This window comes from Gemella sp. 27098_8_149 (assembly GCF_041433745.1).
GTDB lineage: Bacteria > Bacillota > Bacilli > Staphylococcales > Gemellaceae > Gemella.
The window spans coordinates 65,501-87,827 of sequence record NZ_JAPWCB010000001.1; the positions used below are offsets into that span (position 1 = coordinate 65,501).

14 protein-coding genes are annotated in these 22,327 nt (G+C 29.2%); all 14 read right to left on the reverse strand.

Annotated elements, in window-relative coordinates; all coding sequences use genetic code 11:
• Nucleotides 1–26 precede the first annotated feature (26 nt).
• Nucleotides 27–4,241, reverse strand: a complete 4,215-nt coding sequence (locus tag O3801_RS00380; RefSeq protein ID WP_371453485.1) for a leucine-rich repeat protein — start codon at nucleotides 4,239–4,241, stop codon at nucleotides 27–29.
• Nucleotides 4,242–4,459: 218 nt separating this feature from the next.
• Nucleotides 4,460–5,086 (reverse strand): DsbA family protein, encoded by a 627-nt coding sequence (locus O3801_RS00385; RefSeq protein WP_371453487.1) that lies wholly within the window; start codon nucleotides 5,084–5,086, stop codon nucleotides 4,460–4,462.
• A 22-nt stretch (nucleotides 5,087–5,108) separates the two neighbouring features.
• Complete coding sequence (recJ, locus tag O3801_RS00390; RefSeq protein ID WP_371453488.1) at nucleotides 5,109–7,370, reverse strand: single-stranded-DNA-specific exonuclease RecJ; 2,262 nt, start codon at nucleotides 7,368–7,370, stop codon at nucleotides 5,109–5,111.
• 31 nt (nucleotides 7,371–7,401) lie between these two features.
• Complete coding sequence (locus O3801_RS00395; protein WP_371453490.1) at nucleotides 7,402–7,677, reverse strand: LapA family protein; 276 nt, start codon at nucleotides 7,675–7,677, stop codon at nucleotides 7,402–7,404.
• Nucleotides 7,677–9,668, reverse strand: a complete 1,992-nt coding sequence (gene ligA, locus O3801_RS00400; protein ID WP_371453491.1) for an NAD-dependent DNA ligase LigA — start codon at nucleotides 9,666–9,668, stop codon at nucleotides 7,677–7,679. The genes O3801_RS00395 and ligA overlap by 1 nt, the downstream gene beginning before the upstream one ends.
• A 6-nt stretch (nucleotides 9,669–9,674) precedes the next feature.
• Nucleotides 9,675–11,858 carry an ATP-dependent helicase gene (locus O3801_RS00405; protein WP_371453493.1) on the reverse strand — a complete coding sequence of 728 codons (2,184 nt, stop codon included), beginning with the start codon at nucleotides 11,856–11,858 and terminating at the stop codon, nucleotides 9,675–9,677.
• A gap of 354 nt (nucleotides 11,859–12,212) precedes the next feature.
• Complete coding sequence (recA, locus tag O3801_RS00410; RefSeq protein ID WP_294683301.1) at nucleotides 12,213–13,352, reverse strand: recombinase RecA; 1,140 nt, start codon at nucleotides 13,350–13,352, stop codon at nucleotides 12,213–12,215.
• Between the two features lie 16 nt (nucleotides 13,353–13,368).
• Nucleotides 13,369–14,283 carry a fumarylacetoacetate hydrolase family protein gene (locus tag O3801_RS00415; RefSeq protein WP_371453495.1) on the reverse strand — a complete coding sequence of 305 codons (915 nt, stop codon included), beginning with the start codon at nucleotides 14,281–14,283 and terminating at the stop codon, nucleotides 13,369–13,371.
• Between the two features lie 130 nt (nucleotides 14,284–14,413).
• Nucleotides 14,414–16,162 carry an excinuclease ABC subunit UvrC gene (gene uvrC / locus O3801_RS00420; protein ID WP_371453496.1) on the reverse strand — a complete coding sequence of 583 codons (1,749 nt, stop codon included), beginning with the start codon at nucleotides 16,160–16,162 and terminating at the stop codon, nucleotides 14,414–14,416.
• Between the two features lie 85 nt (nucleotides 16,163–16,247).
• A complete protein-coding gene (gene pknB / locus O3801_RS00425; RefSeq protein WP_371453497.1) occupies nucleotides 16,248–18,146 on the reverse strand; it encodes a Stk1 family PASTA domain-containing Ser/Thr kinase in 1,899 nt (632 codons plus the stop codon).
• Nucleotides 18,139–18,882, reverse strand: coding sequence for a protein phosphatase 2C domain-containing protein (locus O3801_RS00430; protein ID WP_294683305.1), 744 nt, complete (start codon nucleotides 18,880–18,882; stop codon nucleotides 18,139–18,141). The genes pknB and O3801_RS00430 overlap by 8 nt, the downstream gene beginning before the upstream one ends.
• Nucleotides 18,860–19,993 (reverse strand): dual-specificity RNA methyltransferase RlmN, encoded by a 1,134-nt coding sequence (gene rlmN, locus O3801_RS00435; protein ID WP_003145512.1) that lies wholly within the window; start codon nucleotides 19,991–19,993, stop codon nucleotides 18,860–18,862. The genes O3801_RS00430 and rlmN overlap by 23 nt, the downstream gene beginning before the upstream one ends.
• Nucleotides 19,987–21,312, reverse strand: a complete 1,326-nt coding sequence (gene rsmB, locus O3801_RS00440) for a 16S rRNA (cytosine(967)-C(5))-methyltransferase RsmB (RefSeq protein ID WP_371453499.1) — start codon at nucleotides 21,310–21,312, stop codon at nucleotides 19,987–19,989. The genes rlmN and rsmB overlap by 7 nt, the downstream gene beginning before the upstream one ends.
• Complete coding sequence (gene fmt, locus O3801_RS00445; protein WP_294683307.1) at nucleotides 21,305–22,267, reverse strand: methionyl-tRNA formyltransferase; 963 nt, start codon at nucleotides 22,265–22,267, stop codon at nucleotides 21,305–21,307. Before fmt ends, rsmB begins: the two co-directional genes overlap by 8 nt.
• Nucleotides 22,268–22,327: the final 60 nt, after the last annotated feature.

Consider the following 22,327-nt stretch of genomic DNA (forward strand, 5'->3'; position numbering starts at 1 on the left):
TTTTTATAATAGTAAACTAATCTACTTTATCTTTTTTTTCTAAATCCTAGTGTAGCTAGAACTACTCCTAGTAATCCTAATAATGCAGCTCCTGCACTATTCTCAGTTAGACCAGTTTTAGGAAGTATATTGTTAAATCTTTGTGATACAGGATTTTGTGAATTATCAACTTTATTCTCTGTATTAGATGTGTTATCATTGTTTAATCCATAAGAAGAATCATCTTTTTTAGCTTCTTTAGCTCTTGAAACAATAGTATATGTACTAAAGTGATCTGTATAGAACGTCAGTTTTCCATCACTGTAAGTACTTTGAACTTTCTCTAATTTATCACCATTTACATAGTATACTTCTAATGTTTCATTATCATTAGCAATTACGGCTACAGTAACTGCTCTAGTTTCTCCATTATTATTAATTACATTTCCTTTATCATCAGTGAAGAATAAATCTAGAGTTTTTACTACATTTAGTTTTTCATCAAGATTTTTAACTAATTCTTTAACTTTCTCAACTTTTTTATCATCAGAATTCTGAGCTACAAAATGAATACCAGTAACATCTTTTTCTTTAAATTGAACTTTAACTTCTTCATCACCAGGTAATTTAGCGATAAGAGTATCAGTTACATTTTTCTTATCATCTACTGAAGGTGTGCTTGGTTGTTCAGGAGTCGCTTGTGGTTTTTCTTCTGGTTTTGGCTGTTCCGGTGTTACTTGTGGTTTTTCTTCCGGTTTAGGTTGTTCAGAAGGGGTTGTTTGTGGTTTTTCTTCTGGTTTTGGTTGTTCTGGAGTTACTTGTGGTTTCTCCTCAACTTTTGGTTCTTCTTTCTTAACATCAGCATCAACTGTAGTTACAAGTTCAACTAATTTATCATCGATATTTGTAGCATTTTTTTCGAATAAAGTTTTAGTAATTCTATATTTATCTCCAGCTTTCATATCATTATCAGTAATTTCTAATTTTCCATCATCTTCATTAGAAACGCTTGTTGAACTAAGTTCTTTAACTTCATTACCACGGATACGTTCTACCTTAGTAACAATATACCAGTTTCGACCATAATCATCACTCTTAAGTAATTCTGCCATTGGTTTAGTTTGTTTACTTAGGAATTCTTTGTATTTATCTAACCCTTGTAAGATACCTTCTCCACCGTAGAATTCAGAACGTCCTCTATACCAGTGTAGAAGATTTAGAATTGTTAATTTCTCATCTTTTGGTTGAATAGTGATCTTATTATCTTTTGCAACAACATTTAATTCAATAGCTTGTTTTTGAGGATAGTAACCTTGTGTTACTTCAGGAGAAATTCCTAATAGTTTTGTATCAGAATCATTATATGGTAATGTTGCTGGTAAATTGTTATTAGCAATATCAAGAATATGTAGACTACCATTTGCTTTAATTAATTCTAATGGTATATTACTAATTTGGTTATTTACTAATCTTACAGTTGCTTTATTTTTAGCTAGGTTTTTCCATAAATCATCAGATAGACTAGAAATATGGTTGTTATTTAGAGCTAGAGTATTTAATTTAGTGAAATTAACTCCATTTTCTGGTAGTGATGTTAATTTGTTGTTAGCTGCATATAACTGTGTTAACGAAGTTAAATTAGCAACACTGTCAGGAAGTTTAGTAAGTTCATTGTCAGTTACAGATAAGAATGTTAAACCTGTATTATTTTTAAATATATCATTTGGAAGTGAAACAATCTTATTATTTGATAAACTTACTGTTTTTAGCTTTTTATTGTTAGCAAATACATTTGCTGGTAATGTTGATAGCCATGATTGACTGAACTCAACAGATTCTAATTCAGAGTTATTTGCAAACAAGTTTTCTGGGATATTACCTAAGTTGTTAGAAGATAAGTTCACAGTTTTTAATTTTTTGTTATTAGCGAATAGGTTCTCAGGTAGTTTAGTAACACCATTTCCTCCTAAGTTAATACGCTCAATATTAACTGCATTTTTAAATAGATCTTCAGGTAATTCACCGAAGTTATTACTATCAGATGAGAATGATTTAACACCAGGTCCCATGTGTTTTAGTAAATCAAGATTGTAAATAGCACCTTTATCAACTTTTCCATCAATTTCTAATGAACCAATATTGATATCACCAGTGAAGTTTTTCAATTCATCTTCTGTCACTTTTCCATCATTATTAGTATCTACACCATTAGCAATTAATTTTTTCTGAAGTAAATCATCACTTTTCTTACGTTCTTCATTATTTTTTTCTACTAACTCAAATCCATTCCATCCTTTTTTAATTTCAGGTTTGAATTTTAGTTTAACTGTAGTATATTTATCGAAGTTTCCTTTATCGCTTTCTAAAGAGCCCATATAAGAAACTATAACACCACCTAAATGTACTTGGTCTAAATCTTCAACCGGAAGTGTAAATAATGCTCTGTCATATTGACCTGCTGAGTTCTTCTCACCAAAGTTTTCTTTCACACCTGATTCCCATTTACCTTTGTTTTGGATGGCAAAATCATATAAACCATGAGCAAATAATGTATTTAACATTGTAATACTCATTTTTCCATCTTTAACTACTAATTTCACATTTTTGTCAAAGAATCCTTCTAGCATTGAAGTACCTTGTCTTCCATCAGCGTATAAAGCGTTAAATCCTAAAGTATATTCACCATCTTCTAATTTATCAGTAAGTGAATAAGTTTTTTCTTCTTGTTTTTCAGGAGTTTTTTCTGGTGTTGGTTTTTCTTCAACTACTTTATTACCAGTAGTATATACTTTACTCTCGCTACCGTCATTTGCTTTAAATACAATTGTATTATCTCCATCAAAGTTCCAAGCTTTAAATGCTTTAAGGCTTTCTCCACCATCGTCAAAAGTAACGATTTGATCTTTCCAGTTTTTACTAAATAGTGATTTATCAAATGATTTTCCATTAATAACTACTTCTTTAGTATTTTTAAGAACATCTTCCGCTTTAAATCCATTAACAAGCGTAATGTTTAATTCATCTGCGTAACTGTTCTTTTCTACATTAGAAACTAAATCTTTTTGAGCATATGATGCGCTAGTTGTAGGCACCTCTTGTTTTGGTTCTGTAGGTTTTACATCTTCTTTTTTATCTGTTGATGTTGGATATGAAATTATTGTTCCATCAGCAAGTTTGACTTCTAGTTTATTATCTGAATCTTTTAAAGCCTTAACTAAGTCTTCGTTAAAGATTCTGATTCCAAGATATTTTGAAGTTTCTACTTTATCTTTGAAAACATCTTTATTTACAGTAGTACCGTTTAGAGTCACACTAGCGATTTCATCAACAAAATTATCATAAACAGAAGTGTCTGATAATTCTAATGTTAAGTGTTTATTGTGTTGCCAATCTTCACCTTTTTCTAATTTTGATATAGTATATTTAGCATTTGAAGCTGGTTTATTAGAATCAGTTTCACTATCTTTTGATGGTGTAGTTGTTTCATTGCTTGGTTCTACATAACCAGTATCTTCATATGTTGTTTTCGAACCATCTGAAAATGTGAATTCAATTTTATGCTTATCTTGTTTTTTATAATGCTCAGTTATTGCTTTATCTATAGCAGTTACTTGTCCATTATATAGTTTATAAAATTTACTGTTAGTATTTTGGCTATCAAACCCAAAATCTTTTCCATCTACTGTAAGTTTAGTTACTTTTGACCAGTAGTTTTTGTAAAGGTCAGAACCTTCTAAGAAGAAGATTAGCGAGTCATTTTCTACTTGTGGTTCTAAAATTTTTAAACCTTCATTAATTAATTTTGGTTTTGCTGTTGGATCCACATACCCTTTATCTTCATATACAGCTTTTGATCCATCTTTAAAGATAAATTCAATTTTATGTTTGTCTTGTTTATTATAATGAGTAGTTATTTCATTATTATTAACATAAATAATATTATCAAATAAAGAATAGTTTTTTGAAGAAGATGCTTCACTATTAAAGCCGAAATCTTTACCATCTATTAAAAGTTTATCGATTTTATTCCAGTATCTTTTAAATAAAGTATCTGATGTGTCTTGACCTTCAACGGCAATCTCTAATCCACCCGTTCCAATCTCTGGTTCGTAGACTTTAAAACCTGTACTTTGTTGATCTTGTGCATATACTACGTTAGAATTAAGATTAATTTTAGAATTATTGAAGTCTACAGAACCTATACTTAAACAAATAGGCACAGCTAATCCAATAATTAATTTATTGTTATATTTTTTGTTCATTATGTTCCTCCATTAAAACAATGATAATCAATATCGATTAATTATAAGGTTATTATACTACAACAGGAGAAAAGATACAAGTGAAAACGTTAAAAATAAAAAAAAATTAGAGGTGATTTCAATGGATTTAGCATATGAAATGCTGAATTCATAGGAATAACCTCTAATAAATTTCGTTCATAAATTTGCCACAATGAAAAAATAATTAATATAAAAAATTAAAATCTTTTAGTGATTAAATCGTAGTGAGTTTCGATGTCTTCAGGTTCTGTTGCATATCCTCTAAGATCATAGTATTCTCCATCTTTTTGCATAACTGCTGTTGGATATGATTCGATCCCAAGATTTAAAGTTCTTATAAAATCCGGATGTATAGGGTTAGCATTCTTAAATGCTATAGTTAATTTTAGAGCTAGGTCTGAACTATCTATATTATATTTTTCAGATAATTCTACATAAGTTTGCACTTCACTAAGACTCTTTCCTTCAATAAAAAATTTACATTGAACATCATATGCAAAGTGTAATATTTTTGAATTAGGAATTAACTCTTTTACCACATCCATAGCTATTGCAGGATGAAGAGAGTTTAATATCATTTCACCTTCTTCAAGTACTTTATTATATTTTTCCCCAAACTCTACATTATACATTTCAGATATCTTTTTATTTCCTTCCTGGAAATATCCATATTCTTTGATTTTTTTACTATTATCCCCAAAGAATAATCCACCAGATATTATTTCAATTTCTATATCTGAATGATTTTCATAAAATTTAGTGAATATTTTATCAAAGCCATAACACCAACCGCAGTATGCATCCCAAAAATATAAAATTTTCATTTAATTCTCCTTTTATTTCACATTAAACTTCAAGTATTTTATTAATATTAGCAATACTTTCTTTTAAAAGTAAGTTTTCAACTTCAAATATTTTTTCCATTCTAATAAAACTTGATGATTTTTTTAAATCAACAGTTTTGTAGTCTGGATTAAGTATTATAGTATTATTTTGAAATTTAATTAACTCTAATTCTTTAAATATCTGAATCATTATTTTTAAACTATCAACATTTGTTTTTAATGCCGTTAGTAATTTATCTAATTGTTGAGCTACGTTTATTTGTTTGTTATTAGTTGAAAGTATTAAATTAAATAGTTTAATTAATCTATTTTTATCGATAAGATAAACGTCAGATAAAACTTGTTTTTCTTCACATATTAAGAATACTTTTTTAGGTTTTAGATTTATTATTTTGTCTAAATATTCTTTAGAAGTTGGTATATCTAGTAAATAAATATATTCAAATTCATTATCTTTTAAGCTATCTATATCCTTGTATTTATAAAAATTATTATCTTTATCATCTTTATGTTTAGAAAGTTTTAAACAATTGTTATCAATATTTGAAATATCATAGTTTATAAATCTCAAATCCTCAAATAGAAATTCTTTAACATTTATATCAATAATGTGTGCTTGTAGTTTTGTTCGCCCATTAAAGTTATTTTTATCTATGTTACACAGTAAGTCAATAATATCATTTTTCTCAACTTTATCAAAAGTTACACTGTCTTTAAATGTAATACAGTCTAAATTTCCAACCTCATCTGCTATTGTTAGTCTTAAATATTGTTTATCAGAACCAAAGTATGCTTTATTAAGAACCATAGCATTTTCTATTAACACAGCAGGTTTTTCAAAATCCATACCATATGGTTTTAGAGCTTCTAATGAATTTAGAAATTGATAACTGATATCTTCTAATGAAGTGACAATATCAATATTCTTGTTAGCTTTCAGATCATTATTTTGTTTAAATTCTTCAAATTCATTATCTAAAAATTCTTCAATCTTTTCAAAATTAGATTGCTCAAAAGAGAAACCAGCAGCTAATGTATGTCCACCAAATGCTAAGAATAGATCTGATATTTTATTCATGGCTACGTAGATATTAAAATCAAAAATACTTCTCGCAGAACCCTTAAGAATACCTTCTTTTTCATTCATAATAAACACTGGCTTTTGGTACTTTTCGACAATATTGGATGCTACGATTCCTAGTACACCTTCGTGGTATTCACCAGAAACCATAATAACATTCTTCTGTTTTTTATCTGAACTTTCAATTTTATTTATTACATCTTTTACTATATCTTCAGTAACTTGTTTTCGTTCAATATTATACTGTTCAATCTGTTCAGCTAAAGCTCTTGCTGTTACAGGGTCTTCGGCCATTAGAAAAGTTAATCCTAATTTTGCACTATCCATTCTACCGATCGAATTTAATTTAGGCGCTATATAAAAACCTACAGTTTGTTCGTCAATTTTTGTATCTATACCTGATAATTCAAGTAGCATCTTAAGACCTATTCTTGGATCTTCATTTATTAATTCTAGACCTTGTTTTACAAATATTCTATTCTCATCAGTAATTGAGACCATATCAGCTATCGTACCGATCGCAACTAAATCCAATAAGAAATCAGGAAAGATCTCTAATAATGCGTGGGCTAGTTTAAAAGCAACTCCTACTCCAGCTAATTTTTTAAATGGATAGTTACCTTCTGGATGTTCAGGATGAATTATTGCATATGCATTAGGTATAGTATCTTGAATTTTATGATGGTCTGTTACAATCACATCACAACCCAATTCATTTGCTAAATCAACTTCTTCCACACCTGCAATTCCGTTATCGACTGTAATAATTAAAGTTATCCCTGAATCAATAATCTTTGTAAAAGCTTCTTTATTTGGTCCATATCCTTCTTCAAATCGATTTGGAATGTACGATGATACGATTGCCCCCATAGATATTAATGTCTCTACTAATAACACTGTTGATGTAATTCCATCCGCATCATAATCTCCATAGACTAGAATTTTCTCTTCATTTTCTATAGCTTCATTTATTCTATCCACAGCTTTTTGCATATCGTGCATTAAAAACGGATCATAACCTTCTTCATATTCATCTGAAAAATACTTTTTAACGGAAGTCATATCCGTGATATTCCTTGCATTTAATATTTTAGCAATATTTTTAGAAATACTATATGATTCTAATTCTTTAATAAAATTTTCATCATAATTAGGATATATCCAATTATATTTTATGCCCATTTTTTCACCTCTTTTCTTTAAAAGTCATTATTTATTCTTTTTTATCTTCTATTTTTTCTTTTGTGAATAATAACTTTTCTGTTCTTTCGTATTTTTTTGCTAAACTTTTATACTTTTGATACCAATAAAAACTAGCTGCTATAATTCCCATAAAGAAACATACGAAGAATAAAATTGTTAAAGGTAATTTAACTGTAAAAAATATAAATGATACGGGTACTGAATTATAGTTCATAATGAAAAAAGTTATTACAGATACTATTACAATTACAATACCAAACACTTTATACGGCAATTTATTATCCATTATTCCACCTCTCTTACCATGTTAGCGAATTGTTCTTCATTGATTACCTCAATACCTAATTGGTCAGCTTTAGTAAGTTTAGACCCTGCTTTCTCACCTGCAATTACTAGATCAGTTTTTGAAGTAACACTTCCAGTAACTTTTGCTCCATTTTTCTCTAAAAATTCTTTTGCTTCATTTCTTGTTAATTCAACAAGCTTACCAGTTAATACTACTGTTTTCCCTGAGAATATATTAGAGGTATTCACTGCATTTACTTCATATTGAGGATTCATTCCAATATTAATTAAATCTTTAATAAACTTAATATTATTATCATCAGACAAATAATCTAAAATAGATTCTGCTGTAATTTGTCCTACATCATCAAGATTAATTAGTTCTTCTAATGTTGCATTCATGAAATTAGAAAGATTCAAATATTTTTCTGCAAGTATCTTCCCTGCTTTTTTACCTACATTCAATATTCCTAGAGCATAGATAACTTTATCTAACGAACTTTCTTTTGATTTTTCTATCGCGTTTAATAGATTATCAACAGATTTTTCACCCATTCTTTCTAAAGTAATAAGTTTTTCTCTATCTAATGAATATAAGTCTATTGTATGTCCAATAATTCCTTTATCATATAATGTCGCTACTACTTTATCACCTAATCCCTCGATATTTAAAGCATCCCTTGAAGCAAAGTGGATTATTCTTCGAATATTTTGATCAGGACAATCAGGATTTTTACATCTAGTAAACGGATCGTTATCTTTTACGTAAGTTTCCTGATGACATGATGGACAAGTAGATGGCATTTGATATTTTGTAGTTCCCTCTATTCTTAACTCTTTAACAACACGAACTACCTTAGGAATAATCTCACCAGCTTTCTTGACTACTACCATATCCCCAATATGAATATCCAGTTCATCAATAATATCTTTATTATGTAAAGATGCTTTAGACACTGTAGACCCAGAGATTACAATTGGATCTAAAATTGCAACAGGTGTAATTATCCCAGTTCTACCTACACTAAGTTCTACATCAAGTAATTTAGTTGCAAGTTCTTCTTCAGGGAACTTGTATGCTGTAGCCCATCTAGGACTTTTTTGGGTATAACCAATCTCTTCTTGCAGGTTATATGAATTCACCTTAATAACAATTCCATCAATATCATATGGTAAATCTTGTTTGTGTTCTGTCCAGTAATTAATATAGTCAATTACTTCATCAATACTTTTACAAAGTTTGAAGTTTGGATTTACAGGAAGTTCATAATCCTTAGCTGTATTTAATGCTTCTTCTTGTGAAATAATATTATTATCGCCTACTATTGAATAAATAAATGCAGACAATCTTCTTTTTACAGTTATTTTAGAGTCAAGTTGTCTTAAAGATCCTGCTGCTGCATTACGAGGATTTGCAAATAATACCTCATTATTTTCTTCACGCTCTTTGTTTAGAATATTAAAAGATTTCTTTGGAAGATATACCTCTCCCCTAACCTCAAATGATCTTTTATCTTTTAACACTTTTGGAATCGAAAATATTGTTTTTATATTCTCAGTAACGTCTTCTCCAACAGTCCCGTCTCCACGAGTAGCAGCACTAACCAATTTACCGTTCTCATAGTTTATAGAAATTGCAAGACCATCTATTTTCAATTCACATATATACTCAACATTTTCTCCTGGAACTAATTTTGATACTCTAGCATCAAAATCTCTTAAGTCTTCAGTAGAGAATGTATTCGATAAACTTAACATTGGTATTTTATGAGTAATTTTCTCGAACTCATCAAGAACTCTATCCCCTACTCTTTGTGTAGGGGAATTTTCTAGTATTAATTCAGGATATTTTTCTTCTAATTTCTCTAATTGCTTATATAAAGTATCATACTCAGTATCAGTTATTTGCGGATTATCTTCAACATAATAATCATATGAATATTTATTTAGTAGTGAAACTAGTTTGAAAATTTCTTCTTGAATTTGTTTCATAATTTATTAATCCTTTCTAGTCAGATTAGCATATTCAATTAATAAAGTTTTTACACCAACCTCACTAAATTCAACTTTTACACTATCCTTAGATATGTCTAAGACCTTACCTTCTCCAAATTTTTTATGAAGCACAGTATCACCTACACCATAATTTGTACTAACTGAAGATTTAGGTTTTTCTGAAATTTTAATTTTTGGGCTAAGTTTGCTAATAAACTTATTAGCTTGGTCCATATTTGAATCAGTACTTTCAAAACTTCCTCCGAATGAAGATTCAAAATGCATTAGTTTGTTAGGAACTTCATCTAAGAACCTAGAACGTTTATTCATCTTGATAGAACCAAATTGCATTCGTCTGTTTGCATAAGACATAAATAATCTTTCTTTTGCTCGAGTAATCGCAACATATGCTAAGCGACGCTCTTCTTCCATTTTATTCTTCTCGTCAGCACTACTCTCAGCATCTCTGATAGATGGGAATAAATTCTCCTCTAACCCCATTATAAAGACTACTTTATACTCTAACCCTTTTGAAGCATGGACTGTCGATAGTACTACTGCATCTTCTTGATTCTCATCATCAGAATCAGAAGTAAGAGACATTTCCGAAATGAAGTCAATAAGGCTATCGTTCATACTAGAGAATTGTTTAGCAGAAGATACTAACTCAGAAATATTCTCAATTCTACTTTCTGCATAAGGATCATTAGACTCTTTTAGCATATTTTCATATCCGGAATCTTTATAAATACCAATAATTAACTCATCTATCGAGTACTTTTCTACTTCTGAATATTTTTCAATTAGATTAGTCAGTAATTTGATGTTAGTTACTATTTTTTTAGAAACTCCTACTGCTTCGATGTTTTTTAGAGCTTCAAATAAAGAAATACCGTATTGCTCTGCATACTTGTCAATTTTATCCATTGAACTAGCTCCAATACCTCTTTTTGGTACATTAATAATCCTTCTTAAGCTGAACTCATCAGCTCTATTAACAATAACGTTTAAATAAGCAAGTAAATCACGTACCTCTTGACGTTGCAAGAATTTAAGAGAACCAATTAACTTGTATGGTATTCCGAAAGATAGACATGAATTCTCCATTTGACGTGAAAGGTAGTTAGCTCGATATAAAATTGCAATATCTTTATAATCAATACCTTCTTTTTTCAAATCAAGTATTTTTTTAGCAATATCATCCGTTTCATCCTTATCATTAGAAGCAGCGTAAACAGATATTTTTCCTCCACCTTTATTTTCAGACCATAGAGCTTTTTCTTTTCTATCAGTGTTATTTTTAATAACCGCATTAGCAGCATCAAGAATTGTTGAATTAGAACGGTAGTTCTGATCAAGAAATACTAGTTCAACATTGTCAAAATCTTTTTCAAAGTTTATTATATTATCACTACACGCACCACGCCAGCTATAAATACTTTGGTCATCATCACCAACAACACATACATTTTTGTGTACCTCTGATAACATCTTAATTAATCTATACTGAATAACGTTTGTATCTTGATACTCATCTACATGAATATATTGAAATTGATTTTGATAAATAGCTAAAACTTCAGGGAACTTTTTAAATAATACGATTGTTTTAAGCATTAAATCATCAAAGTCTAAAACACTATTTTTCTTTAAATAACTTTGGTAGTGTGCATAAATTTCTGCTACATTTTTCATAAATCCAAAACGAGATTGTTCTCTCATCTTTTTTACAGAAACTAAACTATTTTTTGCATTTGAAATTATTTTTAAAACATTAGCTGGTTGATATGCATCTTCTGATAAATCTAGAGACCTAACTATATTTTTTATTATACTTTTTTGTTCACTAGTATCTAATATTGTAAAGTTTTTATTATATCCTAAAAGTTCTATGTGTTGACGTAATATTCTTACACACATAGAGTGGAATGTATTTATCCAAATATATTTAGAAGTTTCACCAACTAGAGCATATATTCTTTCTTTCATTTCTTTAGCAGCTTTATTAGTAAAAGTAATAGCCAAGATATTATTTTCTAAAATATTTTTTTCAGAAATTAAATAAGCTATTCTATTTGTTAAAACGCGAGTTTTACCACTACCTGCTCCAGCTATAACCATTACAGCGCCTTCTGTCTTTAATATAGCTTTTAGCTGATTATCATTCATATTTTGTACTAAATTCACTATTATTTCTCCTATTTTTTCTCTAATAATATTTTACCACATTTTCAAAATAAAAGGGAGTGACTCAAAAATCGTGATTTCAGAGAAATCGATTTTGTCGAGTCACCCCCGCAAAGTTTATTAGATATCTAAAAAACTTTTATGAAGTGAGATTAGATATCTATAAACCACTGCGTCTATGAGTTCTCATATAAACTTTTTATAATTTATGACTTTTGGGGCATCCCCTTTTATTTTATTTATTATGTATATAGATTATAAGAATATTGCTATAGCTGAAATAAATCCACTAGCTAATATAATAAAAATCATTAACCATAATACAATTTTAAACAATTTTTTATTCATATATTACTATTCAACCTCACCTAAAGTTTCTATCCCTAAATCAAGTTCATCAATATTATCGTTTGATTCTTCCTCGTCTACTGAGTCATTCTTTTTCCCAGCTTTACTCATAATTTCATCCCTTACAAGACCGTAAATTTCATTGTATAGTTCTTCATTTTCTTCAAATACTTTCTTAACATTTTCACGCCCTTGACCTAATCGCTCTCCATTATATGAGAACCATGATCCAGATTTGTTGATAATATCTAAGTCAACTGCAAAATCAAGAGTTTCTCCAATTTTTGAGATTCCTTCCCCAAACATAATATCAACTTCAGCAACTTTAAATGGTGGTGCAACTTTATTTTTAACAATTTTAATTTTTGTTCTATTACCTAAAATTTCACTATCAGCACCTTTAATTGCTTCACCTTTACGTACATCTATACGAACAGTTGAGTAGAATTTTAATGCACGACCACCTGTTGTAACTTCAGGACTACCAAACATTACCCCTACTTTTTCACGAAGTTGGTTTATAAATAGAGCAATAGTATTAGCTTTATTTATTTGTCCAGTTAATTTACGAAGTGCTTGCGACATAAGTCTAGCCTGTAAACCAATATGGTTAGCTCCCATCACTCCATCAATTTCTGCTTTTGGTACTAACGCTGCAACTGAGTCAATTACGATAATATCAATAGCACCAGACAAAATTAGTTTTTCTGCGATATCTAGAGCCTGCTCTCCACTATCCGGTTGAGATAAGAAGAATTTACCAGGAGTAAAATCAACTCCTAATGCTTTTGCGTATTCAATATCAAGAGCATTTTCCGCATCTATGAATGCTGCAATCCCTCCTGTTTTTTGCACTTCTGCGATCGCATGAAGTGCAATAGTTGTTTTACCTGATGATTCAGGCCCATACACCTCAACAATACGACCTTTAGGATATCCACCAATACCTAAAGCTGAGTCAATTGCCAATGAACCTGAAGATACAGCCTCAACTTTAATTGGATTTTCTGATGAAATATCCATTATAGCACCTTTACCGTACTCTTTTTCGATTACCTTTATCGCTTCATTAATAGCAGCCTGACGTGCTTTAAAATCAGCTTTTTCAATATGTGTTACTTGTTTATCTTTTGCTTTCTTCGCCATTGTTTATCCTTTCTACTTAGTCTCCAATAACTGTAGTTAACGTACCAATTCCTTCAACTGTTATTTTAATTTCATCGCCAGTTTTTAGGAATACCGGTGGTTTTTGAGCAGAACCAACACCTGCTGGTGTTCCTGTTGCAATAATATCTCCAGCTTCTAGAGGAACAATTTTACTAACTTCTGCTAAAACATCATCAATTCTAAATAACATCTCTGAAGTCATAGCATTTTGTTTAATTTCTCCATTAATTTTAGTCACAATACTCATAGATTCTGGTGAACTAACTTCGTCTTTTGTAACTAAGTAAGGCCCCACAGGTGCTGATTTTTCCAATGATTTTCCTAAGAAAAATTGACCGTGTTTATATTGTAAGTCAGTAGCCGTGATATCATTCAAAATTGTATATCCAAAAATATAATCTAAAACTAGAGGTTTCAAGATATTTTTCCCTGGTTTTGCTATTACTACAGCTAGTTCTCCTCCGAAATCTAAGCTATCTGTAATATCTTTATGAGATGGCACTACTTCATTATTTCCAGCTAAAGCTGTTGTAGCTTTCGTAAAGATAAGAACATCTTTAGGAGTTTTTGCTAATTCATCACCAAGTTCATTAACATGTGCTTCGTAGTTGTGCCCAACACAAAGAATATTTTTTGGAGTTCTCGTAATTGGTGAACGCCAAATTATTTTATCAAATGGTACTTTATAGTTATTTGCATTAGAGCTTTCTTCAACTAATTTAAGTACTTTTCTAACTTTTTCAATAAAAGAAACACCATATATTTCAATTGCTTCTCTTAATGTTTGTGGAATTTTGTCAGTATTATCAAAATCCTCTAGTACTTTAATTAAGTCCCATGCACTTTCTTCGCGTTTTACTTTTACTCCATATAATTCTTTATCGTTATATCTGAATGATAAAAATTTCATAGTTGCCTCCTCGACTTTTATAATTTCTTTAAGTTATTATACCATACTTTTACTAATAATACTATAGATTAATTCAAAAAAATTAAGTTATCCGTATATTTCTTAACAAAAATATGGATAACTTAATAAATTATAATTTACTTCTTAAATTTTTTATAACTTCTTTGGGAATTCCTAATTTCAATAGTTTTTCTTCAGGTGCTTTTTTTATTTCTTCCAATGAAGAAAATGATTTTAATAATAGGTTCTTTCTAACTTTTCCGATCCCCGGAATATCATCAAGACTTGATTTATACATACTCTTATTTTTTGTTGCCCTATGATAAGTAATTGCAAACCTATGTACTTCGTCTTGTATTTGTTTTAAAAATAGATATTCTGCAGAAGTTTTAGGAAATTCTATTATCTCATAGTCATCAGTAATAATGTATTCAGTAATATGTTTGTCATTTTTTGCTAAACCAATTATCTTAATTTGTTTTAGCCCAAGAGTATTATGGACTACATCAATGGCTACATTAAGATGATTTTTTCCACCATCAACTATCAATAATTCTGTATTAGTTTTTTTATCTTTATAATTTCTATAAAGTACTTCTTTCATTGTTTGAACATCATTAATTCCCATAGATTCATCAATTTTGAATTTTCTATAATTGTAAGTATTTTTTTTCCCATTTGTAAAATTAACTTTTACTGAAACTGCATCTACACCCATTATATTAGAATTATCAAAAGCATCAATACTATTAATAGATTTCACACCTAACTTTTCAGCGATATTATTAAGTGTAACTTGTAATTTTCTTTCTTTAAGTTCTTCAATAGCAAGATTATTATTCAAGTAATATGTTGCATTTTCTTTTACAGTGTCTAGTATTTTTCTATGATTACCTCTTTTAGGAATAATAACTTTACAATCGACTACATCAGAAAGTAAGTCTTCATTTAATTCATCAATATATATTTCTTTTGGAAGTTTGTTTAGAGTGTAATATTGTAACAAGTAAGAATACAAAATCTCCTCAGGCGTATCATATAAATTAAAATATTCAACCTTACGTTCAATTATATTACCTAATCTAGATAAGAATATTTGAATACAAATATAGTCATCGTTAAATGAAAAACCTATATAATCCCTATCTATATTTGTACTGTCTGCAACAACTTGATTTTGAACTGAAACTTCTATTGATTTAATATAATTATGGATTTGTCCAGCAGCTTCAAACTCTAAATTCTTAATGTGTTCTTGCATTTTATTTTTTAAATCTGATAATATTTCTTTTGTATTTCCTGTTAAGAATGATTTAATTTTAGAAATCTGTGACTTATAATCATCTGCAGTAATTTTCTTAGCACATGGTCCTATACACTCTCCAATTTGATAATACATACATGGTCTTTTTTCTACAGGATTACACTTTCTTAGTGGATATATTTTATCTAAAATTTTCTTAACTTCAGTAGCAGATTTTATATCAACATAAGGTCCAAAATAGATATTCTTATTATTTTTTTTATATTTTCTAGTCATTAGCAATCTAGGATGTTCTTCTTTTGTAATCATTAAATACGGGTAACTTTTATCATCTTTTAAACGAATATTAAAATAAGGTCTATATTTTTTAATTAAATTATTTTCTAATAATAAAGCCTCTTTCTCAGAGTTAACAATTATATATTCAAGATCTTCTATTTTTGATACTAAAGTCTGAGTTTTTTTATTATGAGTACCTGTAAAATAACTTTTTACTCTATTTTTAAGGTTTTTAGCTTTACCTACATATATAATTTCTCCAATATTATCTTTATATAAATAACATCCGGGATTATCTGGAAGTAATTCTAGTTTTTTTTGTAATGTTAAATTCATATTAATCACCATATAATTAATTTATAACTTTTATGAAAAAGCACAGTTGAAATAAATATCTCCCCTGTGCTTTTATAATCACTAATTAGTTACTATTGTTATTTCTACTACTATTAGAATTATTTCTTGTTGAATTATTTCTAGTAGTTCTATCATCATTTGATCTAGAATCCACACTTGAATCATCGCTAGATTCATCACGTGAAGAACTTCTTTCTTTTCCTTTTGAGATTACTATCTCTAAAGATTCATCACTTGGTACTATATTTGATCCAGTTCTGATACTTTGTGAGATAACCGTTCCCGTTTCTTTGTCAGAGTATTCTTCTCTATAAGTGACATTCTTAAATCCATATGATGCAACAGTACTTTCTACAGTTGTGCTATCCTCACCGACAAGATTAGGCATAGTCACTTTCTTTTTACCTGTAGATACTTGAATTATTAATTCTTTTTCTTTTGGTATTATTTCCATACCAGCTCTAATATTTTGAGAAACAACTTTCCCGGTATCATAAGAATTACTTTCTACTTTCTCAACAGTTATATTTTTGAATCCTAATTTTGAAGCATTTTTCTTAACTGTTTCTTCATCTAGACCAACAAAATTAGGCATATCTACTGTTTTTTTACCAGAAGAAACTCTTAAATCAACCTTCGAACCTTTTTTCACTTTTTTACCAGCTTTAGGATCACTGTCTATTACAGTTTTTTCTTTTACATCATCACTTGCAACTTCTGTAACATCCCCTACCTCAAGTCCTGCTTTAACTATTGTAACTTTAGCTTCTTCTAAAGTTTTATTACGAACATCAGGCGCAGAAACACTATTAGATCCAATAACGTAATTATAGATGAAAAATGTACCTACTACTATAGTAACAATAGCCACTATTGCAAGGAATATATGTTTAGCTTTAGATGTCTCTTCTTTTTCATCTCGTTTACTAACATTATTATAGTTATTCTTTTGTTTATTATTTTGTTGATAACGTACGTTATTATTTCTATTATCTTGTTCGTAATCATAATAATCATCTTCATTGTTAAAATCGGCATAAGCATATTGATTATTATTACTACTATTATCTATATATTGAGTTTCATTATAATTATTTACAGGTTGTGCAGGGATTTTAAATCCAGTATATTTATTTTCATATAATCGTTCTGGATTAAGAACCGTACTTAGATCTTCAAATAATTCTTTAGAACTGATGTATCTCTCATTAGGATTTTTCATTGTAGCTTTTAAAACAATATTTTTTACACTTTGAGGTACATTTTCTCTGTATTTGTCGATATCCGGAAGTTCTTCTTGTAAATGTTTTAAAGCAATCGCTACTGCAGATTCTCCTTTAAATGGTATTTGACCTGTAATCATTTCAAATATCAAAATTCCTAACGAATAAATATCACTTTGAGCTGTAGCAACATTACCACGAGCTTGCTCAGGTGATAAATAATATACTGTTCCTAACATTTGATTTGTTTGAGTAAGTGTTGTATCACCATATGCTCTTGCAATACCAAAATCTGTTATTTTACATGTAAGATTATCATTCATTAGAATATTTTGTGGTTTAATATCTCTATGTATTATTCCATTTTGATGAGCATGACTTAATCCAGAAGCTATTTGTTTAGCAATATGAACTATAGTTTCAATAGGAATACGAGGATTTTTTATCATATAATCTTTTAAAGTCATTCCCTCAACGTATTCCAGTATTAAATAGTAAAACTCTCCTTCATTTTCTACATCATAAATCGACACAATATTTGGATGAGATAAACTTGTTACAGCTTTTGCTTCTCTATTAAATCTTTTAACCGCATCTTCATCATTTGCATCAATTTTAAAAGTTTTAATAGCAACTTGTCTATCTAAAATAGTATCATACCCTAGCCAAACTGTAGCCATACCACCAGTTCCTAGATGATCCAAAATTTTATATCTATTACAGATAATTTTATTAATCATGGTTTTCACCCCCTAGATTTTTTATTATAGCTACAGAAATATTATCTACTCCGCCACGGTTAACACATTTTTCAATTAAATCATCAACAGCTATCGATAATTCATTATTTCTTACAATATTCTGAATTTCATCATTTTCTATCATATTCGTTAACCCATCTGAACATAATAGGAAATAATCATATTTATTTAAATCATCGATAAAAGTATGTAAATCAATTGATTCTCTTGTAGCTAATGCTTGTGTTAGAACATGTCTTTCTGGATGACTTTTTGCTTCTTCTTCAGTAATTGCACCTGCTGATATTAAGGCCCCAACAAATGAATCTTCAACGGTAACAATATTCATTGCATTATCTTTTGTAAGACCATAAGCACTGCTATCCCCAATATTATAAACAACAACTTGTCCATCAAAAATAGCGACAGTAACTATTGTTGTCCCCATCTTTTTCTGATTATCTTTTGACTTAGTATATAATTCTGTATTTAGTTTTTCAATCCTATCGAATAACCAATTTTTCATATTATTGAAATTAGCAAATGTTAAATCTTGCCACTCTTTTTCTAAAGTTGAAACTATATAGTTACTAGAATATGCAGCATTACTATGACTTCCTACACCATCACAAACAATAGCAATTATTGCTCCTTGCTTGTTCTTCGATACACTGACAGCATCATCATTTTTTTCTTTTCTTCCTCTATTACTATTATACGAATATACTAGTGGCATCTGGAATTCCTCCTTTTACCTCTTCCTTACGTTCTTTAGCACGAAGTTGACCACAAGCAGCATCAATATCATCACCTTGTGTTCTTCTAATTGTTACATTAACTTTATTTTTCTTAAGAACTTTTTCAAATGCGAAAATATCACTCTTACTAGTTCTAACATAGTTACGTTCAGGTACATAGTTAATCGGAATTAAGTTAACGTGACAGTTTAACCCTTTTATAATTTCCGATAATTTTTCTGCATGTTCTTTTTGGTCATTTACTTTACCCATTAAACCATATTCGAATGTAATACGACGATTTGTAGTTTCTTGGTAATATTTTAATGCTTCCATAAGTTTATCTATGTTATAAGCTCTATTTACCGGCATAATTTTACTACGTAGCTCATTAGTCGGTGCGTGTAATGATACCGCAAAGTTAATTTGAACTTTTTCATTAGCAAAATCATAAATTTTCGGCACAATACCAGAAGTTGAAACGGTAATGTGACGAGCACCAATGTTAAAACTCTCATCACTATTTACTATTCTGATAAAGTCCATCATCTCATCGTAGTTTTCAAACGGTTCACCGATACCCATAATTACAATGCTTGAAATACGTTCACCTTTTTTATCTAACTCTTGTTGTACTTTTAATACTTGTGAAACAATTTCACCAGCTTCTAGATTACGTTTTAAACCACCAAGTGTTGATGCACAGAAAGTACATCCAATTCGACAACCTACTTGTGTAGTTACACATAGTGAGTTTCCGTATTTATTTTTCATAAGTACACTCTCAATAGTATACTTATCTTGTAGCTCAAATAGGAATTTCATTGTTCCATCAGCAGATTCTTGCTTAATAATCGTTTTTAGAGTTGTAATCTCGAACTCTTCAGCAAGTTTCTCTTGAAGAGACTTAGGTACATTTTTCATTTCTGAAAAATCTGTAATTCTCTTTTTATATAACCAATCAAAGATTTGTTTTGCTCTAAATTTTTTCTCACCGATACTTACAATATATTCTTCTAATTGATCAAGTCTTATAGAATATATAGACATTTTATCGAAATCTTTTAACCATCTAGACTTTTTATAGCCTTTAAAATCTGAAATTAACATTTTGCCTCCATTTTTTTTAGTTTTGCGATAAAGAATCCATCGCAACTATAGTCATCAGGTAGTATTTCTAATACACCATTTTCTCTCGTTTTTACAATACTATTATTTAGAGAAATACTCTCTAAACTAAAATCTTTGTTCTCTTTTAAAAACTTCTCTATATTTTCTATATTTTCTCTCTTATCTATCGTACAAGTTGAATACATTAAAATTCCTTCTTGTTTAACATATTTTTTGCTATTTTCTAGAATATCGTATTGAAGTTTAGCAATATCTTCAACATAAGCATCTGTTATCTTATATTTTATCTCAGGTTTATTTTTTATAACCCCTATCCCCGAACATGGTACATCACAAACTACGATGTCAAACTTATCGTTAAATGAAGAATTATTTAAAGTTGCATCTTGTTCTATAACCTCTATATTGGTAATTCCAAGTTTCTCTTTATTATCTTCAATTAATTTTAGCTTATGTATATATTTATCACATGAAATTAAACTAGAATTAAAATACTTACTAGCTATATGCAAACTTTTACCACCAGGAGCAGCACAAGTATCTAGTATTTTATATTTTTTATCTAATGGCAAGCCGATCGACGATGCAACTAGAGCACTTGCCTCATCTTGGATAATATAATATCCTTTTGTGAATAAACTACTATCTAAGTTTAATTTATTTAAAACTAGGCTATCTTCACAGATTTCACTCTCGCTAACAGCATCACCTAATTTTTCTATTAACTCTTTCTTAGTAATTTTTAACGGGTTATATCTAATACTGTTTTTACTCTTTTGATTAAATGAGATAACTATTCTTTGAGCTTTTTCTACTCCGTATTGTTTTTTAAGTATATTATATAATTTGATTGGACAACTATTTTCTATACAGAACTGTTCAGTTGTATTTTTATACTTAAGATCTAGATTACTCGAATTTCGCTCAATATTTCTTAGAATACCATTAACGAATTTTCCTGTGATATTACCTGCAATTTTCTTACTTAATTTTACAGCTTCATCAATAACCGCGAAGTTTGGCGTTTTATCCATGTAAATCAATTGATAGATACTCATTAATAAAATAACTTTAACTTTAGGTTTTACTCTACCTTTAGAATAAGATTTAAGAATGTGTTCAAGATACAATTTATTTTTTATAGTACCATATACTACCTCACTAATAAATCTCTTATCTTGTTCTTCTAACTTATACTGATTAAAGTATTTATTTAAAGTAATATTACTATAGCCATCTTCTTGAATAATTGTATATAGTACCTCGTATGCAATATGTCTAGCATTAATGCTACTCATTTTCTTCACCTAATACTGTTCCTACATAGTCTTTCTTATTTGACAAGAAATTAACTACTGGCATACGTTTTTTACCAGAAACTTGAAGTTCGTTCACTTTTAGCACTGTCTTATTTCCACATAAAATATAGATATGTTTCTTATCTTGTTTAATAATAGTTCCAACCTTGTCAAAATTAGATTCAACATCTTGTTTAACTTCTTCAGTTGACCAAATTTTTAGCACATTACCTTCTAAATAAGTAAATGCCCCAGGTGTTGGATCTAATGCACGAACTTTGTTAAATACATCTCTAGCAGAAGAATTCCAATCAATCTTCTCATCTTCTCTTAAGATATTACGAGCAAACGTAGCTTCTTCTTCATTTTGTTTTTCTGGTGCAATATCACCACTAAAGATTTTTGGAAGAGTTTCATTTAATAAATCACGTCCAGCGATTGAAAGTTTATCATGTAAAGTCTCATAATTATCACTATCAAGAATATCAACCTCTACTTTTGATAACATATCTCCTGCATCTAGTTTTTTAACCATATACATAATTGTTATACCTGTTTTACCATGGTCTTCAAGTATTGAATACTGAATAGGTGCTCCTCCACGTAATTTTGGTAATAATGATCCATGAACATTAATGCACTTATGTTTAGGAATCTCTAATATTTTTTCTGGTACAAGTTGGCCATAGGCGGCAGTTATAATAATATCCGGGTTTAATTCTTTTAATGTATTATAAGTTTCTTCATCTGTTGATATTTTTTCAGGTTGTAATACTTTAATATTATTTTCTAAAGCCACAACTTTTACTGGGGGTGGAGTTAGTACTTTCTTTCTACCGACTTTTTTATCTGGCTGAGTAATAACTAAATCTACACCGTAATTTTCTATTAACATTTCTAAAACAGGAACAGCAAACTTTGGAGTTCCCATAAATACTATTTTTTTATCGTTCATTTATTTCTCCTAAAAAAGAATTTAATCTAATTAATTATATCATATTTTCATATATTCTTC

Excerpts from the sequence above, each read along its gene's own strand:
- O3801_RS00380 (WP_371453485.1), bottom strand. The coding sequence starts at position 4,241 with ATGAACAAAAAATATAACAATAAATTAATTATTGGATTAGCTGTGCCT.
- O3801_RS00385 (WP_371453487.1), bottom strand. The coding sequence starts at position 5,086 with ATGAAAATTTTATATTTTTGGGATGCATACTGCGGTTGGTGTTATGGC.
- recJ (WP_371453488.1), bottom strand. The coding sequence starts at position 7,370 with ATGGGCATAAAATATAATTGGATATATCCTAATTATGATGAAAATTTT.
- O3801_RS00395 (WP_371453490.1), bottom strand. The coding sequence starts at position 7,677 with ATGGATAATAAATTGCCGTATAAAGTGTTTGGTATTGTAATTGTAATA.
- ligA (WP_371453491.1), bottom strand. The coding sequence starts at position 9,668 with ATGAAACAAATTCAAGAAGAAATTTTCAAACTAGTTTCACTACTAAAT.
- recA (WP_294683301.1), bottom strand. The coding sequence starts at position 13,352 with ATGGCGAAGAAAGCAAAAGATAAACAAGTAACACATATTGAAAAAGCT.
- O3801_RS00415 (WP_371453495.1), bottom strand. The coding sequence starts at position 14,283 with ATGAAATTTTTATCATTCAGATATAACGATAAAGAATTATATGGAGTA.
- uvrC (WP_371453496.1), bottom strand. The coding sequence starts at position 16,162 with ATGAATTTAACATTACAAAAAAAACTAGAATTACTTCCAGATAATCCC.
- pknB (WP_371453497.1), bottom strand. The coding sequence starts at position 18,146 with ATGATTAATAAAATTATCTGTAATAGATATAAAATTTTGGATCATCTA.
- O3801_RS00430 (WP_294683305.1), bottom strand. The coding sequence starts at position 18,882 with ATGCCACTAGTATATTCGTATAATAGTAATAGAGGAAGAAAAGAAAAA.
- rlmN (WP_003145512.1), bottom strand. The coding sequence starts at position 19,993 with ATGTTAATTTCAGATTTTAAAGGCTATAAAAAGTCTAGATGGTTAAAA.
- rsmB (WP_371453499.1), bottom strand. The coding sequence starts at position 21,312 with ATGAGTAGCATTAATGCTAGACATATTGCATACGAGGTACTATATACA.
- fmt (WP_294683307.1), bottom strand. The coding sequence starts at position 22,267 with ATGAACGATAAAAAAATAGTATTTATGGGAACTCCAAAGTTTGCTGTT.